The organism is Imtechella halotolerans (assembly GCF_028743515.2).
GTDB lineage: Bacteria > Bacteroidota > Bacteroidia > Flavobacteriales > Flavobacteriaceae > Imtechella > Imtechella halotolerans.
The window spans coordinates 1,026,116-1,047,238 of sequence record NZ_CP117969.2 but is presented as its reverse complement, the minus strand read 5'-3'; the positions used below and the strand labels follow the sequence as shown (position 1 = coordinate 1,047,238).

Genomic DNA, 21,123 nt, shown 5'->3' with positions numbered 1-21,123 from the left:
TTGTCTTCTTACAGAGAGCAATAATGGTTATTGATTTTCAATCCTTAAAAATACATTTTTTTCGACAATTAATCACTGCTCTATCGTAACTTAGGTTACAGATTTTTAGATCGATTTTCAATAAGTTTGCAACTAATTAATAATGAATAAAATGAGCAATTTTCAATCATTGATACAGAGCAATAAACCAGTGCTTATAGATTTTTATGCTGAATGGTGCGGACCATGTAAAATGATGTCCCCTATTCTTCAAGAGACCAAGGCAACCCTAGGAGATTCTGTATCTATACTTAAAATAGATGTAGATAAAAATCAAGCATTGGCTTCCCAATATCAAGTTAGAGGGGTTCCTACTTTGATGATATTCAAGGATGGTAAGCAATTGTGGAGACAATCTGGTGTGGTACAAACGAATGATTTGGTTAAATTACTGAAACAATACGTATAAAAAAAGGAGCTATTAAGCTCCTTTTCTATTATTTAGGTTCTAATAGTTGATTGATTCTTTCAATACAATCTTCGTAATGATACTTTGTAAGCGTGTCAGCGGTCTGCCCCTTCGCTGTGGTTAATTGACGCTGTAGCGCTTTGAGTTCTGCACGAACTAAAGCTCTTACATCAGATTGATTTACATTGTAATAGTACTGTACTCCCCTTCCTTGTGAAAGCTCTGCAGTCATAAGATATCCCATTCGGTCAATGTAGGCACGTTGTAAGTTTCTTCTATATACGTCAACCTTTTGTGATTGCATTGCCTCTTTCCATATTCCTTTTCTAACATCACTAAGCATTTCCATTGCTTTATAACTATTAGTAGTTAGTGCTTCAGCATCAATAAGTCTTCCAATAGTTTCGAAATTTAATATTGAATTTAAAGGACGTGATTGTAAATTTCTAATGGTCTCTGTATATCCCGCAGCATCAATGTTTTGAAGTATTTCGTTTGAAATTAGCCAATCAGGAGTGGTGAATGCATTACTGTGTAACCACTGCATTGACTTCTTTTGAACTTCTTTATCTACAGGAGTATACACAAGTCCACCTTGAGATGGAGTCTTAGTAATCGAATAAACACCTCCGATATTAGTCACTACATGTCCAACAAATCTTCCATACACACTCAATAATTCACCATATAACTCATCTAAATCATCATAGTTATTTGTCACGTCGGAGGTCCATTTAGGAAGATTTTCAGCTACATATTTAAGGTTTTTTAATCCATATGTGCTAGCCATTACTGGATCATTTCCAATAGATTCTGTTTGAGAAGATGGGTCAAACCTTGAAGATCCCCCAAAACGATATTTAGGGTCATTTGCCTTTTCAACAATCCATTTGTCAAGGGTTTTAAGCTCTTCCTCTGGTGATTTAGCGTTAGGAATAATTCTGTATCCCCAATTCGTTGCATAGTGATCATAGGGTCCCATTTGACGTATAAAACGGATATTTTTGTCTCCTGGTTGTGCAATGTAGTTATAACGGGCATAATCCATTATACTTGCTGCAATACCAAATTCTTGCGTAAACTCCCCATTTCTATATGAATCAACTGGGTATGCAAAGCTACCTGCCATATTGTGAGGAAACCCTAAGGCATGGCCTACTTCATGGGCAATTACCATACGCATCATTTCCCCTATTTCTTCGTCTGAAGTTTGTAAAGTGCGTGCCGAAGGATTGGCTGCCCCAGTCTCTAACATATATCTGTTTCTGTAAGACCTTAAATGATTGTGATACCATATAATATCACTTTCAATAATTTCCCCTGTTCGAGGGTCAGATACACTTGGTCCCATTGCATTACGAGTGGTACTGGCAACATAGCGCACAACAGAGTAACGAATGTCTTCTGGGCTAAAATCCGGGTCTTCTTCTTTCGTAGGAGGATCTTTGGCTATAATTGCATTTTTAAAGCCAGCAGTTTCAAATGGTTTTTGCCAATCTTCTATTCCTTGTTTGATATACTTTCTCAATTTATGCGGTGTCGCTGGGTCTAAATAATAGACAATCGGCTTTATTGGCTCTACTAATTCGCCTCTAGCATATGCCTCAGGATCTTTAGGTTCAAGTCTCCAACGGCGAATGAAAGTTTTTTGATCGCTTTTTAGTTCTTCACTTCCATAATCAAAATGGCTTACTGTAAACCATCCAACGCGGGGGTCATAAAAACGGGGGGTCATTGGATTTTCAGGTAAAAGAATCATGGATTGATTCATTTGGATGCTTATTGTCTCAGTATCTGCATTACTTGGAGGACTGGTCGCATTAAAAGTGAAATCTTGTATTACTTCAATATTTTGTGGAAAGCTTTTCATTGATGTAATAAAACTGCGGGAATCATCCAAGTTTCTCACTTTATAGGTAGTTCGCATGGAGGCAGAAAGTCCACTTATGGCCTTAACATCTGTACCGTAAAATTTGGTAACATCAATCACCGTAGCACTTGAATCTGGAGAAAATGTGGCGATATCAAACGCAAATAGTGTAGGCTCATAATTATTAGATTTAACTGAAAGATGGATCGGTAGTGAATCATTTGATACAGCAGAATAATTCTTTACTTTAATGAGTATTTTATCTTGAAATCGTTCCCATACAATTAACTGTTCATTTGTTTTTGAGCCTGCATTTACATATCCTCCTCCAAGATCAGCAGGGAGTTTAGCGTATCTACTCACTAGCAGCATATCTTTGTTTAGCAAAGAATTCGGAACTTCAAAATAATACTTAGCATCCACCTTATGTACCTTAAAAAGTCCTTGATCGGTCACTGCATTAGAAGGTATAACTTCTCGATATGTCTTAAATTTTGATTGTTTTTTAGGTGCCTGTGTAGTAAGTTCAGGTTGTTTTTTTGATTTTTTAGATTTGTTTTGAGCTTCAAGCGTTGGCGGATAAAGCAATACACTCAAAGCCAAGGTGATGAGAATTTTTTTCATAGTTATGGTTTAGTTTCTTCAAAAATACTTTTTTGCATTTTTTTTAGAAAACCTTTAACATAACTATAATATATGTGAGGTACGAAACTAAGGAATCTTATTTTTTTACCTCATTTAATACTAAAAATGGTATTTTAATATAAAAACTAATCTCCTCTACTCTTGGTTTACCAAAAATGCGCTCAAAGAAGTTATGTTGCTTAGCTGTCATACAAAGCATATCAATCTTTCTACTTTCAATAAAAAGTCTAGTAGCCATTAAAAGTGACACGTTAGTAAGGGTGTAGAAGTCATGACGTATATCCTTGAGGACTTTCCCTAAAAACAGCTTGATTTCTTTTTGCTCTTCGTTTAATTCTTCATAAGCATCTAATGAATGCATTACACTCAATGTGGAATCATTCTTTAATACGATATGAAATAATTCATAAATCTCTTCACTTTCATAATAATGATCATAATCAGTTACAAAAGCTATCTCTCTAGGAGGTGTATATACAGCATGTTCTGGAATAACCAAAACAGTACAATGAGTTTTTGCCATGACAGCTGCTGTATTACTTCCAATAAAGACTTCCTTAAGACCACTTGCACCTTTGGTTCCCATCACTATAAGTGAAATCTCATACTTTTTAAGTGCTTCAATAACAGCATTCAAAAAGAATTCATACGTACATATGGTTTCAAAATGATGCTTTGTATTTACATAGGTCTCTTGAATTCTTTTCAGCATATTGGCCAATCCTTCTTCTGCATTTTTTTGCACTACATCTAACATGGCTTTAGTTACCGCTGTTGAACCCATAGGATTCACTGGCTCAATAAGCATAGGTGTATACGCATTCAAAAGGTAGAATGTACATACATCTTCTTTATATAACTCCATGGCGTATTGAATGGCATTCCATGAGTTTTCAGAGAAATCGGTGGGTAATAAAATACGTTTCATAATAAAATTGCAATTAATGAGACCTTAGATGATGTATTAAAGATACCCAAAAAAATGCGCTTTTATTATGATAACTATCAGTTTCCTTAGGAATCTATGTCGAAAACATTAGTAATTCATTAATTTTTGCAGTGCAGTTTCAAATCGATGCTTTGGCAGGTATTGGTCTTCCAGATTTTTAGTAAAAGGTATGGGAGTTTCCAAGCTTCCAACACGAATCACTGGTCCATCTAAATGTTCAAAACACTGTTCCATAATAAGTGCAGATAGATCACTTCCTATTCCTCCAAATAAACTGTCTTCATGCAAAATAATAGCTTTACCTGTTTTTCGTACAGAAGTAAAAACAGTTTCTGTGTCAAGAGGTTGCAATGTCCTAAGATCAATCAAATCGGCCTTTATATCTTGAAATTTCTTTAGTGTATCTAGAGCCCAATGAACTCCAGCTCCATAGGTGATAATAGTTATTTGATTACCCTCTGATAGTAAAGCAGCCTTCCCTAAAGGTAAGGTATAATAGTCTTTAGGTACTTCCTGATAAATACTTCTATATAAAGCCTTGTGCTCAAAAAATAGCACGGGATTAGGATCATTTATTGAAGTAGCTAATAATCCTTTAGCATCATAAGGAAAGGCTGGATACACCACTTTAAGACCTGGAGTCTTTGTAAACCAAGCTTCATTTGTCTGTGAATGAAAAGGTCCTGCTTGCACCCCAGCTCCACAAGGCATGCGTACTACAACATCCGCTTTCTCATTCCAGCGATAATGGATTTTAGCCAAGTAATTTACAATAGGGTTAAATCCTGAAGAAACAAAATCTGCAAATTGCATTTCAACCACAGCTTTCATACCATTTATAGATAATCCCATCGCTGTGGATACAATTCCTGATTCACAAATAGGTGTATTGCGAACCCTGTCGTTGCCGAATTGGGAAACAAATCCCTCCGTTATTTTGAAAACACCACCATACTGAGCAATATCTTGCCCCATGATCACCAAGTTTTCATGACGCTTCATAGATTGACGTAGGCCTTGTGAAATGGCATCAATTAGTCGAATATTTTCTTTTTCTGAATCAGCCGTAAATTCTTCGTAATTAAAAGGATGGTATACATCATTTAATTCGTTACTTTCATGTGCATCAATAGCCTCTTCTTCAAACGCAAGTTGTAAATGAGTATCAATTTCAGCTTTGATTTGTTCATGAAGTTCCAAATCGTAGGACTCGGATAGGATCCCTTCTTTTAGTAGAAATTCTTGATAATTTCTTAAAGGGTCTTTTAAAGCCCAAGCGTCCATCAATTCCTGAGGCACGTATTTTGTACCACTCGCCTCTTCGTGACCACGCATGCGGAAAGTTTTAAATTCCAATAGAATGGGCCTAGGATTTTTACGAATATCCGCTACCAATTCACTTACTCTTGAGTATACTTCAATTATATTATTTCCATCAATAATATGAGCTTCAATCCCGTATCCAATTCCTTTGTCCACTATATCCTGACAACGATATTGCTCATTGGTCGGTGTTGAAAGGCCATATCCATTGTTTTCCACACAGAATAATACAGGTAGATCCCATACGGCAGCTATATTTAGAGCCTCGTGAAAATCGCCTTCACTAGTAGCTCCTTCACCAGTAAAAACAGCTGTCACCTTACCATTTTTCTTTAACTTGTTGGCAAGGGCAATACCATCAGCTACTCCTAATTGAGGTCCGAGATGAGAAATCATACCTATAATATGGTACTCTTGAGTCCCAAAATGAAAGCTACGGTCTCTTCCTTTTGTAAATCCACTTAATTTACCCTGCCATTGCGCAAATAACCTATGTAGGGGAATTTTACGAGTGGTAAATACACCCAAATTCCGATGCATAGGTAAAATATACTCATCTGATTCCAAAGCATTCGTGATTCCAACAGAAATGGCTTCCTGCCCTATTCCACTAAACCATTTAGATATTTTTCCCTGTCGAAGAAGTATTAACATCTTTTCTTCGATTAGACGTGGAAGTAACATCGTTTTGTAGAGCGTAAGTAATTGAACGTCAGTATGGTTTTTGTGATCAAAAACTAAGGGAGTGTGTAGGTCTATGGTAGTGTTCATAGGTGTTAGATTAGTCACTCAAATGTAGAAAAAAATAACACTTAACCTCCTTAAAGTTATATTTTTTTAAATTGTTAATAACTATATATTTAGGACTGGTAAATATTTATTTACATTTGTTTTTACAAGTGTTTTAACACAATTAAGTTATTAACAATTTAAAATTGACAATAGTATGAATGCGATTCCAAGTGTAGATTTACGCGATTTTTTGTCAGAAGATCCCCAACGAAAGGAAAAATTTATAAGAGAAATAGGTGATGCATATGAGCAAATAGGTTTTGTAGCTCTTAAGGGTCATTTTTTATCAGATGAATTAGTTTCTAACCTGTACAGTGAGATTAAAAAGTTTTTTGATTTACCTGTAGAAGTAAAAGAAAAGTATGAAATTGAAGGCATAGGTGGTCAACGTGGTTATACTTCCTTTGGAAAAGAACATGCCAAAGGAAAAAAGGAAGGTGATTTAAAAGAGTTTTGGCATTTTGGTCAATATGTTGAAGATGATCCTAAACTTGAAGCTGAATATCCTCCTAATGTGGTAGTTGAAGAATTGCCTAGTTTTAATGAGGTGGGTAAAGAGACCTATCAAATGTTAGAAAAGACTGCGAAATATGTCTTGAGGGCTTTAGCCTTGCACTTGAATCTTGAGGAAATATACTTTGATAAGTATATCAAAAATGGAAATTCCATTTTACGTCCTATTCACTACCCTCCTATTACTGAAGAGCCTAAAAATGCAGTTCGTGCTGCAGCACATGGTGATATCAATTTAATCACTTTGCTAATGGGTGCTCAAGGAAAGGGGTTGCAAGTTCAGAATCACAAAGGAGAATGGATAGATGCCATCGCTGAACCAGATGAATTAATGATTAATGTAGGTGATATGCTTTCTCGTCATACCAATAATAGACTTAAATCCACGATACATCAGGTAGTCAATCCACCACGCGAACTTTGGGGTACTTCTCGTTATTCTATTCCTTTCTTTATGCATCCTGTAAGTGATATGCCGCTAAACTGTCTTGAAAATTGCATAGATGATCAGCATCCGAAATTGTATGATGATATTACTGCTGGTGAATTTTTACATGAACGCTTAGTGGATCTTGGTTTGATTAAAAAATAATTCTTAATAAGGGTGCTATTTGTAGCACCCTAAAGTATGTTTAGACATGGATTTACAAGATCAATTAAAGAAACTTTTTCCTGATCATATTCCTACTGAACCTGAAGTTTCAGAAGATTCTCAAGAAGCTTTATGGATGCAAGATGAACCTTTGCTGTGTAAGTATGAGAAAAGAAATGGAAAACCTCATACGATAATTGCAGGTTATACAGGAGCTGATGCTGATTTTAAGAAATTAGCAAAAGAATTGAAAACGGCTTTAAGTGTTGGTGGTAGTGTTAAAGATGAAACTATTATAATTCAGGGGGACTACCGAGATAAAATAATGAAACTGCTCCAGGCAAGAGGATTTAAGGTTAAGCGTGTAGGTGGGTGATAATAAAAGTGTTAAACATCTGTTTTTTTACCTTAGTTTTATATAATTTTACTTTTCCGACCCAACCAAAACTAAAATAGTATCATGCGACAATCTTTGCATATTACCAATGGAGATGCTTTAACCGGTTTACTCCGGACAACATCTATTAATGGTGAAATTATAACCTGGAGAGAAATGTTATGTGAAGGGAAAACCACTACTGATGTAGGTAGTGAGAATTTCTGGAAAACACGTTTCGATTTTTTAAAATCTCAGTATAAGGTGACCAAAAGCAACTTTATTGAGGCTACTTTAAAAGAATACAGAAGACTATGTAATGAAAAAAAACAAGAAGAGATTACCCTTTGGTTTGATCATGACTTGTTTTGTCAGATAAACATGATTGCGGTCATTAGCTGGTTAAAAACACACAGAAAAGGAGCTCGTGTTTCACTTGTTCACAACAGTGGAGATCGCCTGATAGGGCTTGCGGAATTAACCCCAGAGAAGTTGAAAGAACAATATAAACATCGAATTGAACTTTCACAAGATGATATTGAATATGCGGATTATATTTGGCAACTCTACTGTAGTGATAGTCCACTGCGACTAGAAACTTTTTCCCATTTTAATTCCTCTCAATTTGAATATTTACCAGAAGCAATTCATGCCCATATTACTCGTTTTCCGTATGTTTCTAACGGACTTAATGCAGTGGAAAATATGACTTTGCAGGTAGCTTCGGAAAAGAAAAAATGGGATAAAGATCAACTTGTTGGCCAACTATTAAAAAAGCAAGATATTTTTGGCTTTGGAGATTTGCAGTACTACAAAATTCTGGATACTCTTAAGCCCTTATTTACTTCACTAAATCCTGTGAAATTGTCTGAAGAAGGCAAACACGTGTTACAGAAAACTACCAATTACTATGGCGCATTGCGCAATGAAAATGAATACTTAGGCGGAAGCCTAAAATATGGATACCTCTATCATGAGGATACTGGAAAATTACTGAAATTATAATTATGGCTATACAAGCATCTGAGCTTATACTTAACCCTGACGGGAGTGTATATCATTTGAATTTATTACCTCAGGATATTGCTTCTGATATTATTTTTGTGGGTGACCAAGATAGGGTTACCAAAATCACCAAATACTTTGATTCTATTGAAGTAACTAAGCAGAAAAGAGAATTTAAGACACAGACCGGTACTTACAAAGGAAAACGTATTTCAGTTATGTCAACTGGAATTGGTCCTGATAATATTGACATTGTTGTAAATGAATTGGACGCCTTGGTTAATATTGATCTTAAGACTCGTACTGTAAAGGATAAATTAAGCTCTTTAAATATTGTTCGTCTAGGAACTTCTGGGGCATTGCAGCCCGATATCCCGGTCGATAGTATTGTGATGTCAACCCATGGCTTAGGACTAGATAATATGCTGCGTTCTTATGAATTAGATCCCGTTTCTCAAACGGATATTGAAGATGCCTTTATTAGCCATACAAATTGGGATTCCAGAAAGGGTCGTCCTTATGTGATTTCTGGGAGTATTGAATTGCAAAACCGTTTATACTCATCGTCAATTTTTAAAGGTATAACTGCCACGGCAGGAGGATTTTATGGTCCTCAAGGCAGGGTACTACGGTTGGCTATTCAAGATGCTGAATTGAATTCTAAAATGGATAATTTTACCTTTAAGGAACATCGCATTTCTAATTTTGAAATGGAAACAGCAGCCATTTATGGATTGTCCAGACTATTAGGGCACAATGCCTTGTCTATGAATGCCATTATAGCTAACAGGGCCTTAGGGACTTTTAGTGAAGATCCATATATAGCTGTTGAAAATCTTATTTTATATGCCTTAGACAAGATCTAATGGCTTAAAAAACAAAAATCACATGAAATCATTACGTGTTGCTGGTGTCCCAGAGCATTTTAATCTTCCATGGCATTTGGCTGATGAAGAAGGTGCATTTGAATCTGCAGGAATAGATCTCCAATGGATTGACGTTCCTGAAGGAACTGGTAAAATGTGTCAAATGCTAAGAGAAGATGAGACCGACATGGCGGTTATTTTAACAGAAGGAATCATCAAGGATATTTGTGATGGTAATCCAAGCAGTATTGTTCAAACATATGTTGAAAGTCCGTTGTCTTGGGGTATCCATGTGGGTTCACAATCGAATCTAAAAAATAGTAATGAGTTAGAAAATGCTACCGTTGCCATCTCTCGTAAAGGCAGTGGAAGTCATCTTATGGCAATTGTACATGCGCAATCTAAAGGTTGGGATACCAACAAAATGTCATTTGAAATCATAAATAATTTAGATGGAGCGGTTTCTAAATTACCTCAGGATGCTAATCTCTATTTTATGTGGGAACGATTTATGACTAAACCCTTGGTCGATAAAGGAATATTTAAGCACTTAGGTGATTTTCCAACACCATGGCCTTGTTTTGTGATTGCTGTACGCTCTTCCTTTTTAGCAGAAAATAAAGCGGCAGTAAAACATGTTCTTAGTACAATTAATAGGTTTACCCAAGAATTTAAAAGTATTCCAAGCATAGATCGTACCCTAGCCAACAGGTATGAACAACAATTAGATGATATTAGAATTTGGTTGCGGCAAACTACATGGAGTCAAAAACAATTATCCATGAATTCAGTGGCCAAAGTACAACAAGCGCTGCTAGATTTAAAATTAATTTCAGCTGAGAAACCTTACTCAGAAATAGTTACCAATTTATGATCCTCTTTCCTTTAGAAGCCAAATAGTTGTTGGTTTGACTAAAATGCTTGTTACCGAACCATAGACCTCGATTGGCACTTAAAGGGGAAGGATGACCAGTGCTTAGTATGTAATGTTTTTGGGTGTCAATTAAAGTGGCTTTCTTTTTAGCAAATCCTCCCCAAAGCAAAAATACTACCTCATTTTGGTGGGTTGAAATAGCTTTTATTACTGAATCCGTAAATACTTCCCAACCTTTTTTTTGATGGCTTCCTGCATTATTTGCGCGTACAGTTAGGGTTGCATTTAACAACATCACTCCTTGCTCTGCCCAGCGTTCAAGGTTTCCACTTTTAGGATAAGGAGTCCCTAAATCAGTTTCGATTTCTTTAAAAATATTAATAAGCGAAGGTGGGTGTGAAATTCCGTCAGTAACAGAAAAACAGAGGCCATTAGCTTGACCTGGTCCATGGTAAGGATCTTGTCCTATGATCACCACTTTTACATGGTCAAATTGACAATGGTTAAATGCAGAAAAGATTTTTTCCTGGGGTGGATAACAAACCTCATGTTCATACTCATGGTTTACAAAATCTATAAGATTTTGAAAATAAGGCATTTCAAATTCCTTTTCTAGAAAAGGCTTCCAACTTTGATCAATGGCAAGATCCATTTTTATTTGCTTTCTATTTTGAGTAGCTAAAATAGTATTATCTTTAATTTTTATTAAACATTTTTGGAGTGAAAAAACTAAAATTCCCTACTGCTCAAAGTATTTTACTGATAATTGCTGCACTAGTTGCTGTATTGACTTGGGTTGTCCCTGCTGGAAAGTATGACACACTTACGTATAACAAAGAAACTAATAGTTTTACCAAAACAAGTTTAGAAACCAGTGAGACTTTAATAGCTAGTCAGGAAACTTTAGATAAATTAAACATTAAAATTCCACTCCAAAAATTTACTGATGGAGATATTTGGAAACCCATAAGTATTCCTAACACGTATCAAACATTGGACTCACATCCACAAGGGATTTCTGAGTTTATCACCTCTCCTATTAAAGGAATTATAGAATCTGCTGATATTATTTTTTTAGTTTTAATTATTGGGGGATTAATTGGTATTATGAACGCAAGTGGTGCTTTTGATGCAGGTATTTCATGGTTAGCTAAAACGCTAAAAGGCAGGGAGTACATACTTATTATTTTAATAACTACATTAATAGCATTGGGGGGGACCACTTTTGGTCTGGCAGAAGAAACCATTGCCTTCTACCCTATACTTATTCCTATTTTTTTAGCTGCAAAATACGATGCTATGGTAGCTTTGGCATCTATATATATTGGTTCTTCCATCGGCACGATGTTTTCCACGGTAAATCCATTTAGTACCATCATCGCAAGTGATGCTGCAGGAATTAATTGGACCACTGGGTTGGATGGTAGATTTTTAATGTTGGTTATAGGTACCCTTATCTGTATCGTTTATATCATCCGGTATGCTCAAAGGGTCAAAAATGATCCTGCTAAATCAATAATTTATGAGTCAAGGTTTCAAATTGAAGCACTTTTTCCTCCTATAGACACAAATACAACCCATAAACTAACTGCACGTTTAAGACTCATACTTTTTGTTTTTATGATGTGCTTTGTAGTAATGATTTATGGAGTTTCTCAATTAGAATGGTGGTTTGTTGAAATGACGGCAGTATTTCTTGTGGGTGCAATTCTGATAGGATTATTGGCCAGAATTAATGAGGTGACTTTTGTGGATACCTTTGTCAAGGGAGCAGGAGATTTGTTAGGAGTCGCCTTGATTATTGGGATTGCTAGAGGAGTTTCTGTGATAATGAATGACGGCCTTATTAGTGACACTATGCTTTATCATGCCAGCACTATGACGGAAGGAATGAACAAAGGTCTATTTGCGAATATTTTATTATTTATATACAGCGGTTTATCATTTTTTATCCCGTCATCTTCAGGGATGGCAGTGCTTACAATGCCTGTTATGTCTCCGCTTGCCGATACCGTTGGTGTAGGTCGTGAAGTAGTGGTGAATGCCTATCAATACGGAATGGGTCTTTTTGCCTTTATTAATCCTACAGGTCTTATATTGGCATCTTTGGCTATAGTTAAGGTAGGCTATGATAAATGGTTGAAATTTGTAATGCCTTTAGTTATTATTCTAACCATAACTACGATCATTTTTCTAACAGTTTCTGTGTATTTATAATACGGACTGCACTGATTTTATAGAATTAATTATTTTTGTGCTGGCTTCTCACAAGGGCCAACAATACTATGAATAAAATTCACTCGAAAACATTACAAGATTTAGAATTTTCAACCGTATTAGAACATATTACGGATCGATGTTCAACAGAATTGGGAAAAGCAACAGCCCTTGGTTTAAAACCTTTTGTTGACAAGGATCAAATGATGGCCGCCTTACTCCAAACAAGTGAGTATCTTTCTTCATTTGATAACAACAACCGTATACCTAATCATGGTTTTGAATCCATTAGTCAAGAAATCAAACTCCTGGCCATCGAGGATTCCTTAATAGAACTCAGTGGATTTAGAAAGATTAATAGCATCTCAAATACCGTAAATACGCATATTTTATTTTTTAAAAAATTTCATGAGTATTACCCTAATTTACAAGCAATAGCTGCAAAGGTTGAATATACAGAGGTAATCAATCAAAAAATAGATAGTGTTATTGATAAATTTGGAGAGATAAAGGATGATGCCTCTCCTCAGTTGTTTTCTATTAGACAGCAAATAAATGCCGTAAAAAGTAAAATCAATCAAAGTTTTAGTTCCGCTCTTAGTAGTTCTCACACGGCTGGATATCTTGATGATATTCGAGAATCTGTTGTCGAGAATCGTCGTGTTTTGGCCGTTAAAGCCATGTATAGAAGAAAAGTTAAGGGTACTGCACTAGGGAGCTCTAAAACAGGTAGTATCGTATATATAGAGCCACAGGCTACAGAACAGTATTCAAGAGACCTTTCTAATCTACTGTTTGATGAGAAGGAAGAAATTAACCGGATACTGAGAAGTCTCACTAATTTTCTTCGACCATTTGCCTTGCTTCTTACGGACTATCAATCGTATTTGGCAACCATGGATGTTACTGCTGCCAAAGCTCGCTATGCAGAACAACTAAATGCTGTATTGCCTACTGTTTCCGATGAACGAATTCTTAATCTAAAAGAGGCCTACCACCCTCTTCTATTTATTTCCAATAAGCGGAAAGGTCAAAAAACGTATCCTCAATCTATTAGCTTACAAAAGGATAATAGAATTATTGTAATATCAGGTCCAAATGCAGGAGGAAAAAGTATCACATTAAAAACGATAGGTCTTTTGCAATTAATGCTTCAGAGTGGAATGTTGGTTCCTGTACATCCTCGAAGTGAAATGTGCTTATTTGATCGAATTCTTACTGATATAGGAGATAATCAATCCATTGAGAATCATTTGAGTACTTATAGCTATCGATTGAAAAACATGAATTACTTTCTCAAGAAATGTAATGACAAGACTCTTTTTCTAATTGATGAATTCGGTACGGGTAGTGATCCAGAGCTAGGTGGTGCACTGGCTGAAACCTTCCTTGAAGAATTTTATCATCGAGAGGCTTTTGGTGTGATTACAACGCATTACTCCAATTTAAAAATGCTGGCTAACGAATTGCCATATGCCAGTAATGCAAATATGCTTTTCGATAATAAAACATTGGAGCCTATTTTTAAACTTATTATAGGTGAAGCTGGTAGTTCATTTACTTTTGAAGTTGCACAAAAAAATGGGATCCCATATGGTCTTATCAATCGAGCTAAGAAAAAAATAGAAAAAGGGAAAGTACGTTTTGATGCCACTATAGCTAAGTTACAGAAGGAAAGAAGTAAGATGGAGAAAACAGCTGACGCATTAAAAGATGAAGAAAGTAAGGCGCGTATTGAAGCTAAACGACTAGAGGAACTTAATGAGCGTATTAAAAACAAACTGACAAATTATCAAGAGCTTTACGATCATAATCAAAGAATGATCTATCTGGGAAACAAAATTAATGATATTGCAGAGCGCTATTTTGAAGATAAAAAGAAACGCCCGTTGGTATCCGAATTTCTTCGAATAGTGGAAACAGAAAACTCTAAAAGAAAGAAGAAATCAAGCCAAGAAAAAAAGGTTGAACGTCAGAAAAAACAAGAGGTAGAACAAGAGGTCATTAAAAAGGTTGAAGTCATCCGGGAAGAAAAAAAGAAAGAAAAGAAGAAGCAACATATTCAGGAAAAAGCAAAGCCTAAGGTAATTCTTAAAGTGGGTGATCGTGTACGCTTATTGGATGGAAAAGCAGTTGGAACTATTGATACGATTGAAAAGAACAAAGCATTAGTGAATTATGGGTTGTTTACCACTAGTGTAGGTTTGGATCAATTAGAACTCGTTGAAGCTAAAAAATAACATTTTATGATGATCGCTCAAGGAAAAAAAATTATACTGTTTGATGGTGTATGCAATTTGTGTAACACTTGGGTACAACGTATTATTGAAAAAGATGCTAATGATATTTTTAGGTTTGCCTCTTTGCAGAGTGATATCGCAAAGCAGTTAATGAATGAACGTCATTTACAACAGACCAGTGTTGATTCCATCGTTCTGATTGTACCCGGAGTGGCCTATTTTGTTAAATCTGATGCTGCCTTAGAAATTGCAAAGGAAATGGGGGGTAAATATCGTTTATTACAGATGATTTTAAGTGTATTCCCTGTATCACTTCGTGACCGAGGTTATGACTTTATTGCAAAAAATAGATATAAATGGTATGGGAAAATGGATAGCTGTATGGTGCCTACCACTGAAGTCATGAGTAAGTTTTTAGGATAATTCTTTCACGTATGATAAAAATCATATGGATAAATAGTAAAAGAATAGTATTTTTAAAAATCACTAACTACCAAAATAATACATATGATTTTATCTAACATTTCTTTAGTTTCTTGGGAAAATGGCGCCTTTATGATTGGTGTTTTTGCCGTGGTTTGCGTAATCATAGTGGCCGTTGTTTATAACATGATGAATAGTGGTACTAAAAAAGAATAAACTTTTCTTCATTGGTTATTAACAAAAAAATCGACTGATTTTTGAAAAATTAGATTACATTTAGGAAGTATAAAAACTGGTTATATGAGATTTATATACTTCCTTTTTGTTTTATTCTCGGTAGTGGGCTACTCAAATGAGCGTAAAACCCCTTCTTCTATTAAAAATGTGATTGTATATCTAAGTGGTGCGCAAATTACACGTGAGGCTACAGTTACATTGCAACCGGGTATTAATGAAATAGTTTTTACAGAATTATCTCCCCTTATTAATGAAAATAGTATTCAGGTAAGCGGGTTAAAAACAGCTTCCATACTTTCAGTAACCTTTTCTACAAATTATATGGAAAAGAAAGAGGCTACCGGTAAAGTTGCTTCGTTAGAGTCCATTTATAAAAAAACAGAACGAGAAATTGCCATCGTTAGAAGTACTATTAAAAGCCTTGAAGAGGAACAAATACTTTTACAGTCAAATAAAAGCATTCATAACAATCAACAGGGTATCACTGTCGCGGCTATTTCAGCCTATGCAAAACACTACCGTGAACGAATGGCTGCAATTCATACCGAGCTGTATGACCTCAATACAAATGCGAGAGAATTAAATGAAAAACTTTCTGATCTCAGGAAAGAACTTAATAAAGTACAAAACCAAACAAAAGAGCAACGTGGGGAAATAAAGCTTAAACTGGATACTCCTACTGCAACAACGGTAAATCTTCAACTTAATTATTTAGTATCGGGAGCTGGATGGTTTCCTGTGTATGATTTGAAAGCTAGCAGTACTACAACTCCACTTTCTCTTGTTTATAAAGCGCATATTTATCAACAGACAGGTATTGATTGGGATCAGGTAGCCATTACCTTATCTACCGCTGATCCTACTGAAAATAATACAAGGCCAGAGCTTACACCTCTCTACCTAGATTTTATAAATCCAAATGCGCCTAGACCCGTCACAAAAAATACTCAGACAACCTCTTACAAATATAACCCTATGGTACGTTCGGTTAGTGGACAAGTAGTTGATGAGTCTGGGGCTCCCCTGCCAGGTGTTAATGTTTTAATCGATGGTACACGTATAGGAACTACCACTGATTTTGACGGAAATTACCGTTTATCAATTAGCGAAGGGCGCGAATTATCCTTTTCCTATCTGGGATTTAAAACTACCCAGCTTCCTATTTATGCAAGCCAGATGAATGTTAAATTAGAAGAAGATTCTCAACGCTTAGAGGAAGTAGTAGTTATGGGATATGCTAAAGACCTTAGTGGAAGTACTCCAGGATTAAAAATCAAACAGCAAAATATGGTGGCTGAAGCAAAACCTATCTATATAGTGGATGGAGTTCCAATGGATGATATCTCACATCTTAATCAAGAAGAAATTCAGTCATTGGAAACACTAAAAGGTAGCAATGCTACTTCATTATATGGAACTAGGGCCTCTAATGGTGCTATTGTCATCACCACACGTAAGATGCTTGCAGTGGAAAGTTTAACCAATAAAGAATTCAGAATTTTAAAAAAGTATAGCATTCCATCAATTACAGATGTTACGGTACTGGAGATTAATAATTTTACTATTCAAGCCACCTATGAATACGTAAGTGTTCCTGTCCTTAATAGGAGTGTTTTTTTAACGGCAAAAGTTATGGATTGGGAACAATATGATTTACTCCCTGGAGAGGCAAATATATATTTTGAAGGTAGTCATTCTGGTAAGACCTTCATAGATCCATATTCTATTGAAGAGGCTTTGGTGGTATCCTTAGGTGCGGATCCTGCTATTGTTGTGGAACGTAAACAAATTAATAGTTTTAAAGGAAAGAATTTTACTGGTAACACACGGATTCTTGATAAAAACTATGAGATTACCCTAAAGAATAATAAAAATAATGATATCTCAATTACACTATTAGACCGTATTCCAATATCTCAAAATAAAGAAATTAAAGTTGAAGACGCTTTATATCCTGAGGGAGATCATGATTCAAAAACAGGAATCGTGACATGGAAGGTACATCTTGCTTCCAAGCAGTCAGCTACCAAGAAAGTCAGTTATACCGTAAAATACCCTAAAGGAAGAAACGTTAATCTATAAATTATCGTAAGTTTTTTAGGATAAAATCTACGGTGGTATTGGTATTACTATTGGTTTTATAGGCCATGTTTTTATGAAGTGAAGGTACTACAATACCCTGTGTCATCATAGATTCAATTACTGCCTTATGTTGCAGAGTGACCTTTCCGGTTAACAAGGTATCTAATGAATTACCTTCATTGTAATGATTGAATATTTTTTGCAAACCTGTAAGGTATAAATAATCCTTAGTAAACCCTCCGCCTCTGTGTACTCGCATGGAAATAGTAAAGGCATCATCTTTATTTAATTGGTAATCAAAATGAAGTAATTTGAAGGTCTCCATAAATCGATATCCTTTACGTAAGCTGTCTACAGCTAGAACTCTATAAGCTAGTGTTTTAAGTCGTTTCAATGTTAAAGCCCCAGCCATATATTCACTAAACACAGCGAGTCCTTCTTGGGTCTCTACGTTTCTTGGAAAACCGTTAGAGAAAATTTTAAGAGGTTGTTCAGCTGCATTATAGGAGGTCAGTAAGTGTACACCAATTTCGTGATGGGCTAATATTTTAAGTTGATTATTACTAAAATGGCCATTCTTTTTTAACAGTAATGTCTTTTCACTATTTTTAACCATCGCATCAGAAGCAATTCGTGTAGATTGAAGAATGGTTATAGGAAAATTATAATGTTCCGAAAAGCTCTCAAAATAGGCCTGTGCGGCGGCCGCATTATGAATTTTTATGGCATCGGGATCAGTGACATCCTTAAAATGTAAAATAAACCTGGCGTTGTCCACGTCTTTATCGGTAGGTGTTCCAAAAACCTTAAAGCTATTATAATAAAATTTTTCTCCATCCCCAATGGTATGAATACATTGAACCATACCCGAGTAATAGTAAATTATTTCTTCATAAAGTGCTCTTATAGCTTCATCTGAAATAAGACTTAATCGGTGAGAAAATAGTTTTCGTTGTAATTTATAGGCATCAAACTTAGGTTTTGTGTACGTAAAAACAGGTTCGATGGTATATTTAGAAGCAAAAAACCTTTTCTTCTCTTGTTCAATATTATTTGGATTCAAGTATGCCAATAATTCAATATCCTTCAGTAATTTATGAAGGCTTTTGTCTACAGCATACACCTGAGGGTGAGTGTTTTTCAGTACGTTCACAACTTATATAGCCTAATATCTACTCCTCTACTTTTGGATCTCCAAGTTTACCTACCGATTTTGCAACTACCATTGAAACAGCGGCATCTCCAGTTATATTAACTGTTGTACGACACATATCTAAAGGCCTGTCTACAGCGAAAATTAATGCTAAACCAGCTTCTGGAATCCCTGCTTGTGCCAAAACAATTACAAGCATGACCATACCAGCGCCAGGAACTGCCGCACTACCGATGGATGCTAAAGTAGCGGTGGCAATAATACCTAATTGCGCCGCAAAACTAAGATCCATTCCAAAGGCTTGTGCAATAAATACTGCCGCAACGGCTTGATATAAACTGGTGCCATCCATGTTAATGGTTGCACCGATTGGTAGAACAAAACTAGTCACCTCTTCTTCTACTCCTAGATGATCTTCTACACGTTCCATAGTAACTGGTAGGGTTGCTGCACTAGAGCTAGTTGAAAATCCTAATAATTGAGCAGGAGCAATTCCATTAAAGAAGAATTTTGGTGTCTTTTTTGTAAAAATATATACGATTGTTGCGTATACCGCCATCATTAATGCCAATCCAATAAGAACACTAATGGCATACATTCCCAAGGCTTTAAACAAATCAGCACTAGGTGCCTCTACCACCAAGGCCGCCAATAAAGCAAAAACACCATAAGGAGCTGCTAGCATTATTAGGTCAATTAGCTTAAGTATGACTTCATTAAACCCATCAAAAAAGGCCTTTACAGGTTGTGACTGTGCCTCAGGAATCAAAATAAGTCCAATTCCAAAGAATATGGCAAAAAAGATCACTTGTAACATATTCCCATTGTCACTAGCTGCTTTAAAAATGTTACTTGGAACCAGATCTTCTAAGGCTTGTAATGGACCAGCCTCACGTTGCTTTTCTGCTTGAGAAATTCGGGAATCGGCATCACCCTTATAATTCTCCATTAGCTCATTACGTGTTTGCTCTGAAATGGTCTTTCCCGGTTGAACAATGTTTACTACAGCCAATCCAATAGATACTGCAATGACGGTGGTTATTAAATAAATTCCTATCGTACGTCCTCCCATTTGAGACAACTTGGAGATGTCTTTTAAATCAGACACTCCTTTTATTAAAGAAGCTAAAATTAGAGGTACAGCAATTAGTTTAAGTGCATTTATAAAGATGTTTCCAAAAGGCTTAATCCAATCAGAAACAAATTGCTTCCCAAAATCAAATTGAGACATAATAAGTGCAAACACTACCCCGAGAGCCATTCCGAGAAGTATTTGCCAGTGCAATGCTAGTTTTTTCATTGGGTGTGTTGGTTTTTTAAGTTGGTGTTATTTATACGCTTTTTGAATTAGGAGATAATCAGCAATTACGAGGGCTGCCATAGCCTCTACTATAGGTACCGCTCTTGGAACTACACATGGATCATGTCTTCCTTTCCCATGCATTTCTACTATATTTCCATCTTTATCGATCGTAGGTTGTGATTGCATTATGGTAGCAACCGGCTTAAATGCAACGGTAAAATAAATATCCATTCCATTACTTATACCGCCTTGAATACCTCCAGAATGATTTGTTTGTGTACTTCCATCCGGATTGTATAAATCATTATGCTGACTACCTTTCATGCGAGCTCCTGCAAATCCACTGCCATATTCAAAACCTTTTACAGCATTAATAGAAAGCATAGCTTTGCCTAATTCAGCGTGAAGTTTATCAAATGCAGGCTCCCCTAGCCCAATCGGTACATTTTGAATTACGCAAGTTACTACTCCACCAACAGTGTCCCCTTCCTTGCGAATGTCTTTGATATACGCTTCCATTTCGGCTGCTTTTTTCGGATCTGGACAACGAACAGCATTTTTCTCTATCTCAGAAAAATCAAGATCTTGGTAAGGCGTCTTTACTTCAATTGGACCTACCGCTGAAACATAGGCTTGAAAACTTATATCTTTTAGGAATTGTTTTGCAATAGCACCAGCTACTACTCTACTTGCGGTCTCTCTTGCAGAACTTCGTCCGCCACCTCGATAATCGCGATGTCCATACTTCTTTTCATACACATAATCAGCATGACTGGGACGGTAGCTGTCTTTAATATGGGAATAGTCGTGAGATTTTTGATTGGTATTTTCAATTATAAACCCTATCGGAACACCTGTTGTTTTTCCTTCGAATATACCAGAAAGAAAACGTACTTCATCCGGTTCTTTACGCTGGGTAACAATTGCCGATTGTCCAGGCTTTCTGCGATCCATTTCAAACTGAATCGCATTTAAATCTATTGAGATTCCTGCGGGGCATCCATCAATAACGCCACCAAGTGCTTCTCCATGGGATTCTCCAAAAGTACTTAATTTAAATAGGGTTCCAAAGGAATTTCCTGCCATACATTCAGGGTATTAATAATTGAAAACTCAAGGCGAAAATAAGGATTCGCCGTTGTATATGCTAATGAATTACTAATAAATCACATTTTGAAGTAGTTGTGAATTAAAAATAAGTAGGTCTCCTTTACA

At 36.0% G+C, this 21,123-nt stretch carries 18 protein-coding genes; 11 read left to right on the top strand and 7 right to left on the bottom strand.

The window, feature by feature from the left end:
* Positions 1 to 151: 151 nt before the first annotated feature.
* Positions 152 to 448, top strand: coding sequence for a thioredoxin (gene trxA, locus PT603_RS04710; RefSeq protein WP_040488967.1), 297 nt, complete (start codon positions 152 to 154; stop codon positions 446 to 448).
* Between the two features lie 28 nt (positions 449 to 476).
* On the opposite strand, the gene PT603_RS04705 is transcribed toward trxA, so the two are convergent.
* The 3 genes from PT603_RS04705 to PT603_RS04695 all read right to left on the bottom strand — a co-directional run bounded on the left by PT603_RS04705 (position 477) and on the right by PT603_RS04695 (position 6,006).
* Positions 477 to 2,942 (bottom strand): zinc-dependent metalloprotease, encoded by a 2,466-nt coding sequence (locus tag PT603_RS04705; RefSeq protein WP_008240908.1) that lies wholly within the window; start codon positions 2,940 to 2,942, stop codon positions 477 to 479.
* 97 nt (positions 2,943 to 3,039) lie between these two features.
* On the bottom strand, positions 3,040 to 3,891 hold the full coding sequence (locus PT603_RS04700) for a universal stress protein (RefSeq protein WP_008240906.1): 852 nt from the start codon (positions 3,889 to 3,891) through the stop codon (positions 3,040 to 3,042).
* A 108-nt stretch (positions 3,892 to 3,999) separates the two neighbouring features.
* Positions 4,000 to 6,006 (bottom strand): alpha-ketoacid dehydrogenase subunit alpha/beta, encoded by a 2,007-nt coding sequence (locus PT603_RS04695; protein ID WP_040488925.1) that lies wholly within the window; start codon positions 6,004 to 6,006, stop codon positions 4,000 to 4,002.
* Positions 6,007 to 6,181: 175 nt separating this feature from the next.
* On the opposite strand from PT603_RS04695, the gene PT603_RS04690 reads away from it, so the two are divergent.
* From PT603_RS04690 to PT603_RS04670, 5 genes are all read left to right on the top strand, one after another.
* On the top strand, positions 6,182 to 7,132 hold the full coding sequence (locus PT603_RS04690) for an isopenicillin N synthase family dioxygenase (RefSeq protein WP_008240902.1): 951 nt from the start codon (positions 6,182 to 6,184) through the stop codon (positions 7,130 to 7,132).
* Positions 7,133 to 7,178: 46 nt separating this feature from the next.
* A complete protein-coding gene (locus PT603_RS04685; RefSeq protein ID WP_008240900.1) occupies positions 7,179 to 7,508 on the top strand; it encodes a translation initiation factor in 330 nt (109 codons plus the stop codon).
* An 84-nt stretch (positions 7,509 to 7,592) separates the two neighbouring features.
* Positions 7,593 to 8,513, top strand: coding sequence for a DUF1835 domain-containing protein (locus PT603_RS04680; protein ID WP_008240898.1), 921 nt, complete (start codon positions 7,593 to 7,595; stop codon positions 8,511 to 8,513).
* 2 nt (positions 8,514 to 8,515) lie between these two features.
* A complete protein-coding gene (locus tag PT603_RS04675) occupies positions 8,516 to 9,379 on the top strand; it encodes a nucleoside phosphorylase (RefSeq protein ID WP_008240896.1) in 864 nt (287 codons plus the stop codon).
* 22 nt (positions 9,380 to 9,401) lie between these two features.
* Positions 9,402 to 10,253 carry a substrate-binding domain-containing protein gene (locus PT603_RS04670; protein ID WP_008240894.1) on the top strand — a complete coding sequence of 284 codons (852 nt, stop codon included), beginning with the start codon at positions 9,402 to 9,404 and terminating at the stop codon, positions 10,251 to 10,253.
* Here the strand turns inward: PT603_RS04670 and ung are convergent.
* The gene (gene ung / locus PT603_RS04665) at positions 10,240 to 10,905 is read right to left on the bottom strand and encodes a uracil-DNA glycosylase (RefSeq protein ID WP_008240879.1); all 666 of its coding nucleotides are present in this window, start codon (positions 10,903 to 10,905) and stop codon (positions 10,240 to 10,242) included. The two genes, PT603_RS04670 and ung, sit on opposite strands and share 14 nt — an antisense overlap.
* 68 nt (positions 10,906 to 10,973) lie before the next feature.
* Here ung and PT603_RS04660 point away from each other — a divergent pair, with 68 nt between their 5' ends.
* The 5 genes from PT603_RS04660 (at position 10,974) to PT603_RS04640 (ending at position 17,452) form a co-directional block, all read left to right on the top strand.
* Positions 10,974 to 12,470, top strand: coding sequence for a YfcC family protein (locus PT603_RS04660; RefSeq protein ID WP_008240878.1), 1,497 nt, complete (start codon positions 10,974 to 10,976; stop codon positions 12,468 to 12,470).
* A gap of 68 nt (positions 12,471 to 12,538) precedes the next feature.
* Positions 12,539 to 14,710, top strand: a complete 2,172-nt coding sequence (locus PT603_RS04655) for an endonuclease MutS2 (RefSeq protein WP_008240877.1) — start codon at positions 12,539 to 12,541, stop codon at positions 14,708 to 14,710.
* Positions 14,711 to 14,719: 9 nt separating this feature from the next.
* Positions 14,720 to 15,133, top strand: coding sequence for a thiol-disulfide oxidoreductase DCC family protein (locus PT603_RS04650; RefSeq protein WP_008240876.1), 414 nt, complete (start codon positions 14,720 to 14,722; stop codon positions 15,131 to 15,133).
* An 84-nt stretch (positions 15,134 to 15,217) separates the two neighbouring features.
* Entirely contained in the window at positions 15,218 to 15,349 is a 132-nt protein-coding gene (locus tag PT603_RS04645; RefSeq protein ID WP_262489176.1) for a hypothetical protein, read from the top strand.
* 84 nt (positions 15,350 to 15,433) lie between these two features.
* Positions 15,434 to 17,452, top strand: a complete 2,019-nt coding sequence (locus tag PT603_RS04640) for a DUF4139 domain-containing protein (protein WP_008240875.1) — start codon at positions 15,434 to 15,436, stop codon at positions 17,450 to 17,452.
* 1 nt (position 17,453) lies between these two features.
* Here the strand turns inward: PT603_RS04640 and PT603_RS04635 are convergent, their stop codons facing one another.
* Genes PT603_RS04635 through aroC form a run of 3 tightly spaced genes read right to left on the bottom strand, consistent with a single transcriptional unit; the run spans position 17,454 to position 20,994 of the window.
* Complete coding sequence (locus PT603_RS04635; RefSeq protein ID WP_040488921.1) at positions 17,454 to 18,605, bottom strand: peptidase MATCAP family protein; 1,152 nt, start codon at positions 18,603 to 18,605, stop codon at positions 17,454 to 17,456.
* 19 nt (positions 18,606 to 18,624) lie between these two features.
* Entirely contained in the window at positions 18,625 to 19,905 is a 1,281-nt protein-coding gene (locus PT603_RS04630; protein ID WP_008240873.1) for a dicarboxylate/amino acid:cation symporter, read from the bottom strand.
* A gap of 27 nt (positions 19,906 to 19,932) precedes the next feature.
* Entirely contained in the window at positions 19,933 to 20,994 is a 1,062-nt protein-coding gene (gene aroC, locus PT603_RS04625) for a chorismate synthase (protein ID WP_008240872.1), read from the bottom strand.
* Positions 20,995 to 21,123 lie beyond the last annotated feature (129 nt).

Excerpts from the sequence above, each read along its gene's own strand:
- trxA (WP_040488967.1), top strand. The coding sequence starts at position 152 with ATGAGCAATTTTCAATCATTGATACAGAGCAATAAACCAGTGCTTATA.
- PT603_RS04705 (WP_008240908.1), bottom strand. The coding sequence starts at position 2,942 with ATGAAAAAAATTCTCATCACCTTGGCTTTGAGTGTATTGCTTTATCCG.
- PT603_RS04700 (WP_008240906.1), bottom strand. The coding sequence starts at position 3,891 with ATGAAACGTATTTTATTACCCACCGATTTCTCTGAAAACTCATGGAAT.
- PT603_RS04695 (WP_040488925.1), bottom strand. The coding sequence starts at position 6,006 with ATGAACACTACCATAGACCTACACACTCCCTTAGTTTTTGATCACAAA.
- PT603_RS04690 (WP_008240902.1), top strand. The coding sequence starts at position 6,182 with ATGAATGCGATTCCAAGTGTAGATTTACGCGATTTTTTGTCAGAAGAT.
- PT603_RS04685 (WP_008240900.1), top strand. The coding sequence starts at position 7,179 with ATGGATTTACAAGATCAATTAAAGAAACTTTTTCCTGATCATATTCCT.
- PT603_RS04680 (WP_008240898.1), top strand. The coding sequence starts at position 7,593 with ATGCGACAATCTTTGCATATTACCAATGGAGATGCTTTAACCGGTTTA.
- PT603_RS04675 (WP_008240896.1), top strand. The coding sequence starts at position 8,516 with ATGGCTATACAAGCATCTGAGCTTATACTTAACCCTGACGGGAGTGTA.
- PT603_RS04670 (WP_008240894.1), top strand. The coding sequence starts at position 9,402 with ATGAAATCATTACGTGTTGCTGGTGTCCCAGAGCATTTTAATCTTCCA.
- ung (WP_008240879.1), bottom strand. The coding sequence starts at position 10,905 with ATGGATCTTGCCATTGATCAAAGTTGGAAGCCTTTTCTAGAAAAGGAA.
- PT603_RS04655 (WP_008240877.1), top strand. The coding sequence starts at position 12,539 with ATGAATAAAATTCACTCGAAAACATTACAAGATTTAGAATTTTCAACC.
- PT603_RS04650 (WP_008240876.1), top strand. The coding sequence starts at position 14,720 with ATGATCGCTCAAGGAAAAAAAATTATACTGTTTGATGGTGTATGCAAT.
- PT603_RS04645 (WP_262489176.1), top strand. The coding sequence starts at position 15,218 with ATGATTTTATCTAACATTTCTTTAGTTTCTTGGGAAAATGGCGCCTTT.
- PT603_RS04640 (WP_008240875.1), top strand. The coding sequence starts at position 15,434 with ATGAGATTTATATACTTCCTTTTTGTTTTATTCTCGGTAGTGGGCTAC.
- PT603_RS04630 (WP_008240873.1), bottom strand. The coding sequence starts at position 19,905 with ATGAAAAAACTAGCATTGCACTGGCAAATACTTCTCGGAATGGCTCTC.
- aroC (WP_008240872.1), bottom strand. The coding sequence starts at position 20,994 with ATGGCAGGAAATTCCTTTGGAACCCTATTTAAATTAAGTACTTTTGGA.